We start from the raw sequence: 13,459 nt of genomic DNA, 5'->3' as shown, positions 1-13,459 counted from the left end.
ATTCGTACAACGGCACTCTATCAGGCGTGAGGCTTATACACCAATCAGCTGGCGCAATGGGTTCGCCGGGTCGGCCAGCAGCTTCACCGCCAGAGCCAGGCAGATGATCACCAGCAGCGGCTTGATCAGCCGGGCGCCGATGCGGATGGCAAGGCTGGCGCCGAGCCGGGCGCCGAGGAACTGGGCGACGCCCATCATCAGCCCGATCTTCCAGTAGACGACGCCGGCGACCGCAAAGACGATGAAGCCGCCGATGTTGGAGGCGAAATTGAGCAGCTTGGTGTGTGCCGTAGCCTTGAGCACGCCGAAGCCGGCGAGGCTGACGAAGGCCAGCATGTAGAAGGAGCCGGCTCCCGGCCCGAACAGCCCGTCATAGAAGCCGACCAAAGGGGCGATGACCAGCCCGAACAGGAAGGGCGACAGGCGCTCGGCGCGGTCGACATCGTTCATGTTGGGTTTCACGGCGAAGTAGATCGCGATGGCGATTAAAAGCAGCGGCAGCAGCGCCCGCAGGAGATCACCCGGCACGAATGCCGCCAGCAAGGCGCCGACGGCACTGCCGGCAAGGGCCAGAAGCGCCGATGGCAGCTGTCGGCGCAGATCGACATGGCCATTCATGGCGTAGTGGATGGTCGCCGAAGCGGTGCCGAAAATGCCCTGCAGCTTGTTGGTTCCAAGTGCTGCGACCGGCGGGAAGCCGGCAAGCAGCAGGGCCGGGATGGTGATCAGCCCGCCGCCGCCGGCTATCGAATCGACAAAGCCGGCTGCAAAGGCGGCGAAGGCAAGCATGATGACGGTCTGGGTAGCGAGGTCGAGCATCGGGATTTCTGAACATTCCGGCGGGAAAGGTGATGCCGCGCCTTCTCATGGCCATCCGGTTTGCGCAAGGCCGATTCCGCGCTACGTCCATCCAAGCGCGTTGCGCTTGGATTTCCTGTGGTGCATGTCATTATCTCAGTACCGCTGCGCAGTTTTGGGTCATGTGCGCTGGGCGGACGCGGAAAAGGGGACACTGTTGGTGATGGCATTGCTCGACCAGATACGCTCGATCTTCGATGGTGACCCCGGTGTGCGCAAGGTTGCCGACGACCCGGTGCTGTCGGCGGAACTCTTGATGCTGTTTCGCATGATCCTGGCCGACGGCTCGGTTTCGGAGAGCGAAATGGTCGCCTTCCGGCGTATCTGCAAGGACGCCTTCGGCATCCCGGAAACCAGCATCGACGCGGTCATCGAATATCTCAATGATTTCGGCTACGAGACCAACGGTTCGCAAGCCATGGCGCTGTTCCGCGATCTCGATGTCGAACGGCGCAAGTTGCTGGCGCTCCACATGGCGGAGATCGCCAAAGCCGATTCCAAACTGGCCGAGAGCGAAGTGCGGCTGTTGCGCCGCACGCTCGATTTGCTCGACATCAGCCCGGTCGATGTGGTGAAGCCGGAGGAGTGAGGCAGACCAGGGGCAACGGCCGCCCAGCCGGGTCCCCGCTGCTTCGCAGCGTCCCAGCGTTCGTGACCTTTCATCGTGCCACTGGCACGATGAATTCGCTGCGCGAACCGGTCACTCACCCCTGTTCCTGCATACGGTGAGCGATCGCCCGATGCAGATCGGGCGCAGCCGCGACCAGCGCCCTGGCCGCCTCCGACTGCGGATGATCGAGCACGTCACCGGTCTTGCCGCGCTCGACGATCCTGCCGTCATGCATGACCAGCACCTCATCGGTGATGGCGCGGGCGACGGTCAAATCGTGGGTGATGAAGAGGTAGCCGATGCCGAGCTTCTGGTTGAGCTCTGCGAACAGATCGAGGATCTGGGCGCGGATCGAGACGTCGAGCGCCGAGACCGGCTCGTCGGCGACGACCAGCTTCGGCCTGGTGATGATGGCGCGGGCGATCGACAGGCGCTGGCGCTGGCCGCCGGAAAACTCATGCGGATATTTGTCCATGTCGCTGGTGCCGAGGCCGACCTCGTGCAGCGCATGCGCCACCATCTCGCGCCGCTCAGCCGGTGTCGGCTTCTTTTCCAGTACATGCAGCGGCTCGGCGACCAGTTTCTCGACCTTCTGGCGCGGGTCGAAAGAGCCGTAGGGATCCTGGAAAACCACCTGCATGTCGCGCCGCGCGGCTTTGAGCTCCGCCTCGCTTTTGCCGGTGATGGTCTCGCCGCGAAAGCGGATCGTTCCCGATGTCGATTTGTCGAGCGCCAGGATCATGCGGGCAAGCGTTGACTTGCCGCAGCCGGAGCGGCCGACCAGCGCCACCGATTGGCCCGGCGCCAGCGACAAGGACACGTCGTCGACGGCGCGGATCGGAGCCGCTGACTTGAACAGGGAGGTGCGCCGGCCCGGATAGTCCCGTGTCACGCCTTCGACCTCAAGCAGCGGTTTGCCCTGGCCGGTGGCGTGAACCTTGGCGCGCGCGGGCACGTGCATGGAGGCCAGCGCCAGCTGGCGCGTGTAGGGATGCAGCTGTTCCGACAGCGTGCGTGCGGTGTCGCCGGCTTCCATCACCTCGCCGTGGCGCAGGATGGTGATGCGGTCGGCCATCTCGGTGACGACGGCGAGGTCGTGCGAGATCAGAAGCAGGCCCATGCGGTTTTCGCTGACAAGGCCGCGCAGCAGATCGAGGATCTGCGCCTGCAGCACCACGTCGAGCGCCGTGGTCGGTTCGTCGGCGATGAGCAGCTTGGGTTTCAATGCACAGGCAATGGCGATGACGACGCGCTGGCGCTGGCCGCCCGACAGTTCGTGCGGATAGCGCGACAGCGGGAATTTGGCCTCCGGCAGGCCAACGCGGTCGAGCATTTTGCACGCGCGGTCTTCGGCGTCGGCACGGCTTGCCCTGGTGTGCCAGCGTATGCCTTCGGCGACCTGCTCGCCGATGGTTTTTACCGGATTGAGCGCCGTCATCGGTTCCTGGAACACCATGCCGATGTCGTCGCCGCGCAGCGCGCACATCTGGTCCTCTGTGGCCGCGAGGATGTCGATGCCGTCGAAGGTCACGCGGCCGGTGGCGCGCGCAGCATGCGGCAGAAGCTGCATGATGGTCAGCGCCGTCATCGATTTGCCCGAGCCGGATTCTCCGACCAGGCCCATCACCTCGCCGGGCGCGACGGAGAGGTCGACCCCTTTGAGGATCGACGTGTCGCCGATCGCCAGCGACAGGTTCTCGATCTGCAGCAGGTTCATCGCTGCCGCCGCGATTTCGGGTCGAGTATGTCGGCGATGCCGTCGCCGAGCAGATTGAGCCCAAGCACGGTGACGACGATGGCCATGCCGGGGAAGATCGCCATCCACGGCGCCAGCACCATGCGCGTCTGGGCGTCGAACAGCATGCGGCCCCAGCTCGGCATTGGCGGCTGGGCGCCGAGGCCGACATAGGAGAGACCGGCTTCGGCCAAAATGCCGAGCGCGAACTGGATGGTGCCTTGCACCAGAAGCAGCGTGGCGATGTTGGGCAGCACGTGCTCGATTGTAATCTGCGTCTTGCTCTTGCCGGCGGCGCGCGCGGCGAGAATGAACTCGCGTGGCCAGATCGCCAGCGCGCCGGCGCGGGCGACGCGCGCAAACACCGGGATGTTGAAGATGCCGATGGCGATGATGGCGATGATTGCGCCCGGTCCGAAGATGGCGGTGATCATGATCGCCGACAGCAGCGCCGGGAAGGCGAAGACGAGGTCGTTCAGCCGCATCAGCGCCTCGTCGACAAACCCGCCGCGCGCCGCGGCGAAGGCGCCGAGCGGCACGCCGACGCCCATGCCGATGCCGACCGCGACCAGCGCCACGGCAATCGAGTTGCGGGCGCCGACCATGATCATCGACAGGATGTCGCGGCCGAAATGATCGGTGCCGAACCAGTGCGCCGAAGAAGGCGCCAGCGTCTTGTCCGAGATCACCAGTTTGGTCACGTCGTAGGGCGTCCAGACGTAGGAGATGATCGCGATTGCAGCCACCAGCACCGTGATGGCGAAGCCGATGAGGAAGGAGCGGTTGCGGAAGGCCTTGGCCAGAATGCTGCCCAACGTCTCCTGCGGGATGTCGATGTGCAGCGTCATTGCCGGCCTCGAAGGCGCGGATCGACGATGGCGTAGGAGACGTCGACGACGAGGTTAACGGCAATGACGGCGACGACCAGCAGCATGACGATGCTTTCGACGACGATCAGGTCGCGCTGAGTGATCGCCTGGAACACCAGCCGTCCGAGGCCGGGGAGATAAAAGACGTTCTCGATGATGATGGTGCCGGCGAGCAGGAAGGCGAATTGCAGGCCCAGAATGGTCAGAACCGGGATCATCGCGTTGCGCAGCGCGTGCCGCCACAGCACGGCACGATAGGGCAGGCCCTTGGCGCGGGCGGTGCGGATATAATCCTCGTTCAGCACCTCGAGCAGCGCGGAGCGGGCAACGCGCGCCAGGATCGCCGCCTGCGGCAGCGCAAGTGCTACGGCCGGCAGCAGCAGCGATTTCAGCGCCGGCCAGACACCGGCGCTCCAGCCGGGAAACCCGCCGGCCGGCACCAGCCGCAGCCAGACGGCAAAGAGGTAGATCAACATCAGCGCGAACCAGAAGTTCGGGATGGCAACGCCAAGCTGGGCGGCGCCCATAGCGATCGTATCGCCGGCCCGGCCGCGCCGGCTGGCGGAATAGAGCCCGACCGGGATGGCAATGATGGTGGACAGCGCCAGCGCGATTAGCGCCAGCGGCAGGGAAACCGCCATGCGCTCGCGGACAAGGTCGATGACCGGCACCGAATAAGTGTAGGAGCGGCCGAAATCGAGGCTGAGCAGACCGCCGACCCAATGGAGGTAGCGCAGGAGAAGCGGCGCGTTGAGGCCCATCTGGTTGCGCAGGAGTTCGACCTGCTCGGCGCTGGCGTTGAGGCCCAGCATCAGCCGCGCCGGGTCGCCGGGCAGGATTTCGAGCACGGCGAAGACGACCATCGAGGCCAGGATCAAGGTGGCGACGGCAATGGAGAGGCGTTGGAGGAGGTAGGCGGTCATGGTGGAGGGAATGGTGCGTTGCCAAGTGCGATGACTGAGCAAAGGCAGCGTTCTGTCACACCCCCCTCTGTCCTGCCGGACCCGGCCCTTCGCTGTCGCTTCGGGCGTTCGTTGTTCGGAAAGCCAAGCAGTTGGCTTTCCGTCCGCTGCGCGGACCACTCCTCACCCCCCGCAAGGGGGGAGATCAGCAGTTTCAGCGCCGGGCTTTCCTTTGCGGCGCTGGCAATTGGCGAAAGCAGAGATGAGAGCGCAATCTCCCCCCTTGAGGGGGAGATGTCCGGTAGCACAGTGGGGGGTGTGAAGGAATGCACACTGTTGCCTGTCGGGCGCCGCCTCAATTCGCCCACTTCACCTTGGTCAGGTCATTCGCCTGGATCGGGGCGTTTTCCCACAGGCCCTGCAGCTTGGCGTCCCAGACGCCGACCTTCGGCAGTTCATAGAGGAACCCCACCACGGCGTCGTCGGCCAGGATCTTCTGTGCTTCGCCGAGCAGCGTGTTGCGCTTGGCGTCGTCGGAGGTGAGGTTCAGCTCGGCGATGATCTTGTCGAAGGCCGGATTGTCGTAGTTGAAGTAATAATCCTTGCGCGAGTAGATATCGATGTCGTTGGGCTCCGTGTGAGAGACGATGGTCAGGTCGTAATCCTTCTTGGTGAACACCTGGTCCAGCCACTGCGCCCATTCGACCGGGATGATTTCGAGGTCGATGCCGACATCGCGCAGCTGCGAGGCGATGATCTCGCCGCCAAGCCGGGCATAGGAGGGCGGCGGCAGTTTCAGCGTCGCCTTGATGCCGTTTTCGAAGCCGGCCTGCTTCAGCAACTCCTTGGCCTTCTCGACATTGTGCGGGTACAGGCCGGTGAGGTCGACATAGGCCTTGCTGGCGGGCGACATGTGCGAGCCGATCGGCACGCCGAGGCCGGCCGAGGCGCCGTCGATGATCGCCTTGCGGTCGAGCGCGAAGGCAATTGCCTGCCGCACCTCGAGCTTGTCGAAAGGCGGCTTCTTGTTGTTGATCGCCAGAATGGTCTCGCCCTCAGTCGAGCCGATCACCACCTTGAAGCGCGGATCGTCCTTGACCTGCGCGACGCTGTCGGGATCGAAGAAAGGGAAAGCCTGGATGTCGCCGGAGAGCAGCGCCGGCACGGCGGCAGCGGCGTCGGGAACGATGCGGAACTCGGCCTTGTCGAGGAACACCGGGGCGCCCCAGTAAGTGTCCGATTTCACCAGCGTGATCGACGAGCCCTTGGCCCAGCTCTGGAATTTGAACGGGCCGGTGCCGATGGGCTTTTCCTTGTTGGTGTCGGCGCTCTCCGGCGCCACGATCACCGCGTCGCCCCAGCCCAGATTGTAGAGGAACGACCCCTGCGGGTTCTTCAGCGTCACCTTGACCGTTGTCGGATCGACGACTTCGGCCGTATCGATGGCGGCGAACAGGGCCTTTTGCGCGTTCACGGAATTGTCGGCACGGGCGCGGTCGAGCGAGAACTTCACGTCGCCGGCGTCGAAATCGCTGCCGTCATGGAATTTGACGCCGGTGTGCAGCTTGAAGGTGTAGACCTTGCCATCGTCGGAAATGGCCCAGCTCTCGGCAAGGTCGGGCAGCACTTCGCCATTCGGGCCGATGCGGGTCAGGCCCTCGAAGACGTTGGCGTAGAGCACTTCGTCGATCGCCGCGGCAGCACCGGCGGTCGGATCGAGATGCGGCGGCTCGAGCGGAATGCCGATCACCAGGTCGGTGCGTGCGGCAAATGCCTGACTGCCGGCCAGTGCCAGCACCGTGGCGGCAAGAATGGTTTTCCACAATTTCATCGTGCAACTCCCAAATGCTCGAACCCTGATGCGATAGAAGCGTGATTTCGAGGTGGAGTAAATTGCGTTTCGTGCTCCGCAGCGGCGCGGGGAGGAATGTTTTTTCAGCGAAGCCGATGGTTCAGTCCGCGGCCGTGCCCCTGAGCAGCACATTCAGCCCGATCGCCATCACCTTGGCCGACTCCACCATATCAGAGATACCGACCCATTCGTCGGGCCGGTGGGCGAGGTCCAAAATGCCCGGGCCATAGGCGATGCAATCATAGATGTGGCCGATGCGGGCGATGTGCTTCTGGTCGTAAGTGCCTGGTGAAATGACATAATCCGGCTCACGGTCGAAGATCGCCATGATGCCTTGCGCCACCGCCTTGACCACCGGCGCGTCGCGCTCGGTCATCAGCGGCAGCACCTCCATCAGGTCGCGAATCTCGTAGTCGAACTTTTTGCGCTCGCGCTTCAGCCGGTCGAGGATATCGGTCACCTCGCTCTTGACCGTGGCAAGGTCCTCCTCGAGCAGGAAGCGGCGGTCGATGGTCAGCCGGCAAGCGTCGGGCACGTTGGGTGAGGGCAGGCCGGGGCGGAAATCCTCGGTCTGGCCGCCATGGATCGAGTTGATGTTCATGGTCGAGCGCTTTGCGCCTTCGGGCACGACAGGCATGCGCGTCACCTTGCGGTCGAGCGCCGGAAAAAGTTCATCCTCGAAGGCCTGCAGCACGGCGCCCATGTGGCGCACGGCATTGTCGCCGAGGAACGGCATCGAGCCATGCGCGATCTCGCCCTTGGTCTCGATCTCCGCCCACCAGACGCCGCGATGGCCAAGGCAGATGCGGTCCTTGTTCAGCGGCTCGGGGATGATGACGTGGTCGACCTTGGGTTTCGAGAAATAGCCAAGCTTCGCCAGATGGGCGACGCCGCCGAAGCCGCCGGACTCTTCATCGACGGTGCCGGAAATTTCGATGGCGCCGGGAAAGTCGGGGAAAACCTCCATGAAGGCTTCCGCCGCGATGATCGAGGCGGCCATGCCCCCTTTCATGTCGCAGGCGCCGCGGCCGTAGACCTTGCCGTCCTTCACCACGCCGGCAAAGGGATCGACGCTCCAGCCTTCGCCGGCTTCGACCACATCGATGTGCGAGTTGAAATGGACACAGGCCCCAGGCGAGCGGCCGTCGAAGCGGGCGACGACATTGACGCGGGGATAGCGGTCGGTATCGCCGGGCGTGCCTTCGGCGCGGATGAATTCGGTTTCGAAGCCAAGCCTGCCTAGGCGCGCCCCGATATATTCGGCGCAGGGGCGATAGGCTTCGCCAGGTGGGTTGATGGTCGGGAAGCCGATCAGGTCGACGGTCAGTGCGACCAGGTTATCAACACGGGCGTCTATCGCTTTGAAGAGTCGTTCGTTCATTCCCGGATTTGAGCAGGCAAGGGGGTGGTTTTGCAAGCATCGCGGCACTGGCGCCGAAACTTCGTGTCGCAGCGGCAACTATGGCGGGAAAATCGTTCAAATTCGCTGCTTTAGATTGGCGAATTTATCAAGGAGTGTGTGTTAGATCACTCACCTGTCGTTAAAAAGATGAAAAACCGCGTGATGACAGGGCAGGCAAGGGGCATCAAAGGGGTTTGATCTCATGACTAAAATCGTTCTCATGGCAGCTGCTTTTGCTGCGATGCTGTTCGGCACGTCCATCGAAAGCAGGGCTGCCTCGCTGGTGGCCAGCATCGACGTCTCGTCGCAGACCATGACCGTCAGCCAATACGGCCAGGTGCTTTATCGCTGGAGCGTGTCGACCGCCCGCAGTGGCTATTTCACGCCGCGCGGCACCTATCGGCCGCAACGCACGGCGCGGATGTGGTATTCGAAGAAATACCACATGTCGCCAATGCCTTACTCGGTGTTCTTCCATGGCGGCTACGCCATCCACGGCACCGGCGCGGTCAGGCAGCTGGGGCGTCCGGCATCGCATGGCTGCGTGCGACTGCACACCGCCAATGCCGCGATGTTCTATGCGATGGTGCGCGAAGTCGGCTTCGGCAATACGCGGATCGTTGTTACGAACTGAGGCTATCGACGCCTTAGGATTGACGCTGCCGCTGGCCGGTGGCGTTGGCCTGTCCGCGCCGGCGCCGACGCCGGCCCGAGATTTCCCACCTTTTGTGGAACCACATCCACTGTCCCGGATCCTCGCGCACCCAGCGCTCGACCACGTCGGCGAGCAGTTGGGTGGTGGCCGCGACATCGACGCTGCCGCTTCCATTGCGCGGCAAGGTCAGCTTGTCCTCGATCTCGAGGCGGAAGCGGTTGCCTGGCAGCCGCACACATCGCGCCGGATAGACGTCGCAATCATAGTGACGGGCGAGCATGCCCAGAACCGGATTGCTCTGGCATGGGCGATTAAAGAAGATCGTCTCCAGCCCGCTGGAGAATTTCTGGTCGACTAAAACGCCGATATTGCCGCCTTTCTCCAGAATCGACGCCAGCGCGAAGGAGGCGCCGGTCGAAGACGGCAGCAAGGCGCCCATGCTCGAACGCCGCGTCGAATGGATATAGTCGGCGAGGTAAGGATTGTTCGGGGGACGAAACAGCGCCGTGATCTTCATGCCGAACGTCGCGGCCGCGACCGGCAGCAATTCAAAATTGCCGAGATGGCCGGTGAACAGGATATGCGGTTTGTCCTCGCCGGCAATCTGATGGAAATGATCGGCGCCGCCAACTTCGACGCGGCCGGGCGTCGCTGCGTTCGGATCATAGTCGAAGAGGGCGTCAAGAAAGATGTATTCGGCGGCGAGCCGGGCCATGTTGCCCCACATGTCGGAGGCGATGGCCTCGATCTCGCCATCGCTCTTCTCGGGATAGGCAAGGCGCAGATTGTTGATGGCGACACGGTGGCGCCCGACCCACGGACCGATGCGCCGGGCCGCCCGGTCCGCGAAATTGAGCGCCCTGTCCGCGGGTAAGAGGCGCAGCAGCGAGATGATCGTCATCGCCACGCGCGCCACCAGCCAGTGCTCCATCTGGCGCAGTCTTCGGCCATAGCGGAACATGAAGTCCCGGCGGGCTTTCTTGAACACCTTGCCGACCATAGTCCTAGGAAACGCGCAGGATGATCTTGCCGAACACGTCGCGGCCTTCCATGCGCTTCAACGCGGCGTCGATGCCGTCGAAGCCGACTTCGGTGTCGATGACAGGTGCGACCTGTCCCGCCGCCATCTTCTGCATGGCGTTGGCCATGTTCTCCATGCGGCAGCCGAAGGACCCAAGCAGCTTCAGCTGCTGCTGGAACAGCTGCATCAGATTGATCTGCGTCGACACGCCGGAGGTCGAGCCGCAGGTGACCAGGCGGCCGCCGCGCTTGAGGCACAGCATCGAGGCGGCAAAGGTGTCGGCGCCGACATGTTCGAAGACGACGTCGACGCCCTTCTTCCTGGTGAGCTTGCGCACGACGCCTTCGAAACGATCGTCGCGGTAGTTGATGACATGGTCGGCGCCGAGGGCCTTGGCCTTGTCGATCTTGTCGTTGGAACCGACCGTGGTGATGATGGTGCAACCCATGCGCCTGGCCAGCTGGATCGCCGCCGAGCCGATGCCGGAGCCGCCGGCATGGATGAGGATGGTCTCGCCGGGCTGCAGCTTGGCATTGTCGAACAGCATGTGCTCGACGGTGCCGAAGGTAACGGGGGCGACGGCAGCGCCGACATCGGTCACGCCTGGAGGGGCCGGGACCAGCAGGCGCGCCGGCAGGTTGATCTTCTCCTGCGCAAAGCCGTCGAGATGGAAGCCGTGGACGCCCGAGACATGTTCGCAGAGATTGTCACGGCCTTCGCGGCAGGCGCGGCAAAGGCCGCAGGTGCGCGCGCCGTAGATCGACACCAATTGTCCGGGCAGCAGGCTGGAGACGCCGGGGCCGACAGCTTCGACCTCGCCGGAGGCTTCGGCGCCGACGACCAGCGGCAGCTTACGCTTGGCGAAGGCCATGCCACGCCAGCCCCAGACGTCGATATGGTTCAGCGCCACCGCCTTGATGCGCAGCGTGACTTCGCCCAATGCGGGGGGCGGCGGGGGCGGCAGGTCCACCGTTTCAAGACGGCGGTCCTCGATAAGTTGCAGTGCGCGCATGGAGCCTGTCAGTTCAGTCTGGCTGAAAAAGGTCGCTTAGACCGGTTCCCGCGCCATGACAAGGCAGGTGTTCTGGCCGCCGAAGCCGAACGAGTTCGACAGCACGGTGCCGACTTCGGCATTGCGCTTCTTGTTGGGCACCACGTCGAGCACGATTGCCGGGTCGGGATTGTCGTAGTTGATGGTCGGCGGAATGACGCTTTCGCGCATGGTCATCAGCGAAAACGCTGCTTCGACGGCGCCGGCCGCCGACAGCGTGTGGCCGATCATCGACTTGTTGGACGAGACCGGCATCGAGCCGATGCGATCGCCGAACACGGTCGACAGCGACAGATGCTCCATCTTGTCGTTTTCCGGCGTCGAGGTGCCGTGAGCGTTGACGTAGTCGATCTCGTCCTTGCTCAGGCCGGCATCCGCAAGGGCGGCGCGCACTGCTGCGATCGCCGGGGAACCGTCGGGCTTGGAACGGGTGCGATGGAAATCGTCGGCCTTTTCACCGCAGCCGCGCAGGATGCCGAGAACGCTGGCGCCCCGGGCAAGGGCTGCCTCAAGCGATTCCAGCACAAGAGCGCCGGAGCCTTCGGCCAGCACAAAGCCGTCGCGGTCCTTGGAGAAGGGTTTTGACGCCTTTTCAGGGATGTCATTGTGGGTCGACAGCGCCGAGAGCAACGAAAAGCGGATCAGCGCCTCGGCGGTTGCCGAACCGTCGGCGCCGATGGACAGCGCCCGGTCGCATTCGCCGCGGCGGATCGCTTCGACGCCGAGCTGGATGGCGGTGGCGCCCGAAGCGCAGGCCGTCGACAGCGTGATCGGCAGGCCGCGCGTGCCAAAGCGGTCGGCCAGCCGGTCGGCGATCGCGCCGAACTGCGTGCTTGCGAACGTATCTGTTTCCTTCAGCCCGCGCGCCACCCTGAGCAGCCTTTCGGCGCCGGCGCCGGCGCCGTCGGAATTGTAGAGCGCGAAGCGATCCTGCCAGTCGAGTTCGACCGGCGGCGAGGCGAGGAAGAGCGGGCCACCGAAATCAGAGGAATCGAGGCCGGATTCGGCCACCGCCTCATTCGCGGCGGTTTCGGCCAGTTCGTAGGTCAGCAGGCTGGCGCCTTTCGAGCTTGAGTCGAGGAAATCGACCATGCCGGAGATGCGGGTGTTGAGGTGGTCGACGGGAAAGCGGGTGATCGGGTGGATGCCCGATTTGCCGGAGGTCAGTGCCGCCCAATTGTCTGCCTTGCCGACGCCGAGCGAGGTTACCACGCCGATGCCGGTGACGGCGACGATCGGCCTGCCCATGTGATCTCTGAGATTGGCCATCCGGAACCTCTTAACTTTGCAGCATGATCGCGCAGCGCTGCTTCAAGCAGCGTTGACCAGCGCCATGCCCTCGAATTGGTGATAGCCGATCGCCGTTGCGAGCACGGTTTCGGGAATGCCTTCGAACGGCTTCTCGGCCGCGGCGTCGAATACGGGGTAGGCGGCCTTGCGGTCGACGGCCAGGGCGGCGAGGGCGACCGCGAATGGAAACTGCGCTTCCTTCATATGCCCGGTCAGCGTGGCGAAGCCGCGCGCCGATATCGCCGGATTGGCATCCAGCGCTGACTTTTCGGCTGAAGTTGCGGTATGCGCCCCGGAGGCGCCCGACAGGGCCAGCAACTTGCCGTTCGGGAGAGCCGCCTGTTTGAGCAATGCCGCGATCTCGGCGTCAAGCTCGCCGCGCGAGCGCCGGGCGCGGCCTGAGACGACCGGTCCGAGCTCGGCATAGATTTTCCGTCCACGGCTTTGCGCGTGTTCGCGCTGCTCCAGCACCAGGAAGGCGCCACCGGAGCCGGAGACCAGGCCGCCGCCCTCGGCGCCCTGTCTCTGCCAGACGGGCTTCCATGGGCCGCGATGCAGATAACCGGCCAGCTCATAGCCGAGCAGCATGTCGGAATGTTCGGTCTGGAAGGCGCCGCCGACCAGTATGTGCGTCGACTGTCCGGAGCGGATGCGCGCGGCGGCGGTCTCGACGGCGGCGACGCCGGCACCTTCCTCGCCCATGAAGGTCCTCGACGACCCCGTCACCTTGTGGACGATGGAGATGTTGCCGGCGAGCAGATTGGAGAGCTGGGCCAGGAAAAGGGTCGGCCGCAATTCGGTGGTCAGTTTCTCGTTGAGCAGCACGTCGCGGTCGTTGCGGCTCTCGGACGCTGCGAGGATGGCGGCATCGACCGCCTCGTCCCGCTCGCCGCCGCCGGCGGCCACCACCATGTCCATCGTCGTGCAGAGATCGTCATTGCCCTTGATGCCGGCGTCGTCCAGCGCCATGCCGGCGGCATAGGTGCCCAGCCTCTGCCAGGTTTCCATCTGCCGCTGGTCGCCGCGCTTGGCGATCTGCAGGTTCCAGTCGATCTCCGGCAGGGGATGCACGGTGTAGGGCGCAAAGCGCGCGGATTCGAGCACCGGCTGCAGGCCCGGCTGCGCCAGCTTCTGCCAGTGGGTATCCGGACCCTCTCCCAGCGAGGAGACAAGGCCGATACCGGTGATGACGACGTCGCGAGGGCTGCTCATGA

12 protein-coding genes are annotated in these 13,459 nt (G+C 64.2%); 2 read left to right on the top strand and 10 right to left on the bottom strand.

Features of this window, described 5'->3' with window-relative positions; translation table 11 throughout:
* Positions 1-33: 33 nt before the first annotated feature.
* Positions 34-819, bottom strand: a complete 786-nt coding sequence (locus tag NKK52_RS12795; protein WP_023681754.1) for a TSUP family transporter — start codon at positions 817-819, stop codon at positions 34-36.
* 196 nt (positions 820-1,015) lie between these two features.
* On the opposite strand from NKK52_RS12795, the gene NKK52_RS12790 reads away from it, so the two are divergent.
* On the top strand, positions 1,016-1,447 hold the full coding sequence (locus NKK52_RS12790; protein WP_156939226.1) for a TerB family tellurite resistance protein: 432 nt from the start codon (positions 1,016-1,018) through the stop codon (positions 1,445-1,447).
* A 115-nt stretch (positions 1,448-1,562) separates the two neighbouring features.
* Here the strand turns inward: NKK52_RS12790 and NKK52_RS12785 are convergent, their stop codons facing one another.
* The 5 genes from NKK52_RS12785 to NKK52_RS12765 all read right to left on the bottom strand — a co-directional run bounded on the left by NKK52_RS12785 (position 1,563) and on the right by NKK52_RS12765 (position 8,207).
* A complete protein-coding gene (locus NKK52_RS12785; RefSeq protein ID WP_023681752.1) occupies positions 1,563-3,185 on the bottom strand; it encodes an ABC transporter ATP-binding protein in 1,623 nt (540 codons plus the stop codon).
* Positions 3,182-4,051 (bottom strand): ABC transporter permease, encoded by an 870-nt coding sequence (locus NKK52_RS12780; RefSeq protein WP_023681751.1) that lies wholly within the window; start codon positions 4,049-4,051, stop codon positions 3,182-3,184. The genes NKK52_RS12785 and NKK52_RS12780 overlap by 4 nt, the downstream gene beginning before the upstream one ends.
* Positions 4,048-4,995, bottom strand: coding sequence for an ABC transporter permease (locus NKK52_RS12775; protein ID WP_023681750.1), 948 nt, complete (start codon positions 4,993-4,995; stop codon positions 4,048-4,050). Before NKK52_RS12775 ends, NKK52_RS12780 begins: the two co-directional genes overlap by 4 nt.
* Positions 4,996-5,329: 334 nt before the next feature.
* Positions 5,330-6,805 carry an ABC transporter substrate-binding protein gene (locus NKK52_RS12770; protein WP_023681749.1) on the bottom strand — a complete coding sequence of 492 codons (1,476 nt, stop codon included), beginning with the start codon at positions 6,803-6,805 and terminating at the stop codon, positions 5,330-5,332.
* Positions 6,806-6,926: 121 nt separating this feature from the next.
* Positions 6,927-8,207 (bottom strand): acetylornithine deacetylase/succinyl-diaminopimelate desuccinylase family protein, encoded by a 1,281-nt coding sequence (locus tag NKK52_RS12765; protein WP_023681748.1) that lies wholly within the window; start codon positions 8,205-8,207, stop codon positions 6,927-6,929.
* Between the two features lie 223 nt (positions 8,208-8,430).
* On the opposite strand from NKK52_RS12765, the gene NKK52_RS12760 reads away from it, so the two are divergent.
* Positions 8,431-8,862 carry a L,D-transpeptidase gene (locus NKK52_RS12760; RefSeq protein WP_023681747.1) on the top strand — a complete coding sequence of 144 codons (432 nt, stop codon included), beginning with the start codon at positions 8,431-8,433 and terminating at the stop codon, positions 8,860-8,862.
* A gap of 13 nt (positions 8,863-8,875) precedes the next feature.
* Here NKK52_RS12760 and NKK52_RS12755 read toward each other — a convergent pair whose 3' ends face one another.
* Genes NKK52_RS12755 through NKK52_RS12740 form a run of 4 tightly spaced genes read right to left on the bottom strand, consistent with a single transcriptional unit; the run spans position 8,876 to position 13,457 of the window.
* Positions 8,876-9,883, bottom strand: a complete 1,008-nt coding sequence (locus NKK52_RS12755; protein WP_031203708.1) for a lipid A biosynthesis lauroyl acyltransferase — start codon at positions 9,881-9,883, stop codon at positions 8,876-8,878.
* 4 nt (positions 9,884-9,887) lie between these two features.
* Positions 9,888-10,916 carry a zinc-binding dehydrogenase gene (locus NKK52_RS12750; protein WP_023681745.1) on the bottom strand — a complete coding sequence of 343 codons (1,029 nt, stop codon included), beginning with the start codon at positions 10,914-10,916 and terminating at the stop codon, positions 9,888-9,890.
* A gap of 36 nt (positions 10,917-10,952) precedes the next feature.
* Positions 10,953-12,224: a beta-ketoacyl-ACP synthase gene (locus tag NKK52_RS12745; RefSeq protein WP_023681744.1), complete on the bottom strand. Its 1,272-nt coding sequence runs from the start codon at positions 12,222-12,224 to the stop codon at positions 10,953-10,955.
* Positions 12,225-12,266: 42 nt separating this feature from the next.
* On the bottom strand, positions 12,267-13,457 hold the full coding sequence (locus NKK52_RS12740; protein WP_023681743.1) for a beta-ketoacyl-ACP synthase: 1,191 nt from the start codon (positions 13,455-13,457) through the stop codon (positions 12,267-12,269).
* Positions 13,458-13,459: the final 2 nt, after the last annotated feature.

The sequence above is a fragment of the Mesorhizobium sp. C277A genome (assembly GCF_040324395.1).
GTDB lineage: Bacteria > Pseudomonadota > Alphaproteobacteria > Rhizobiales > Rhizobiaceae > Mesorhizobium.
The sequence above is the reverse complement of the archived record's forward strand: the minus strand, read 5'-3'. Positions and strand labels throughout refer to the sequence as shown.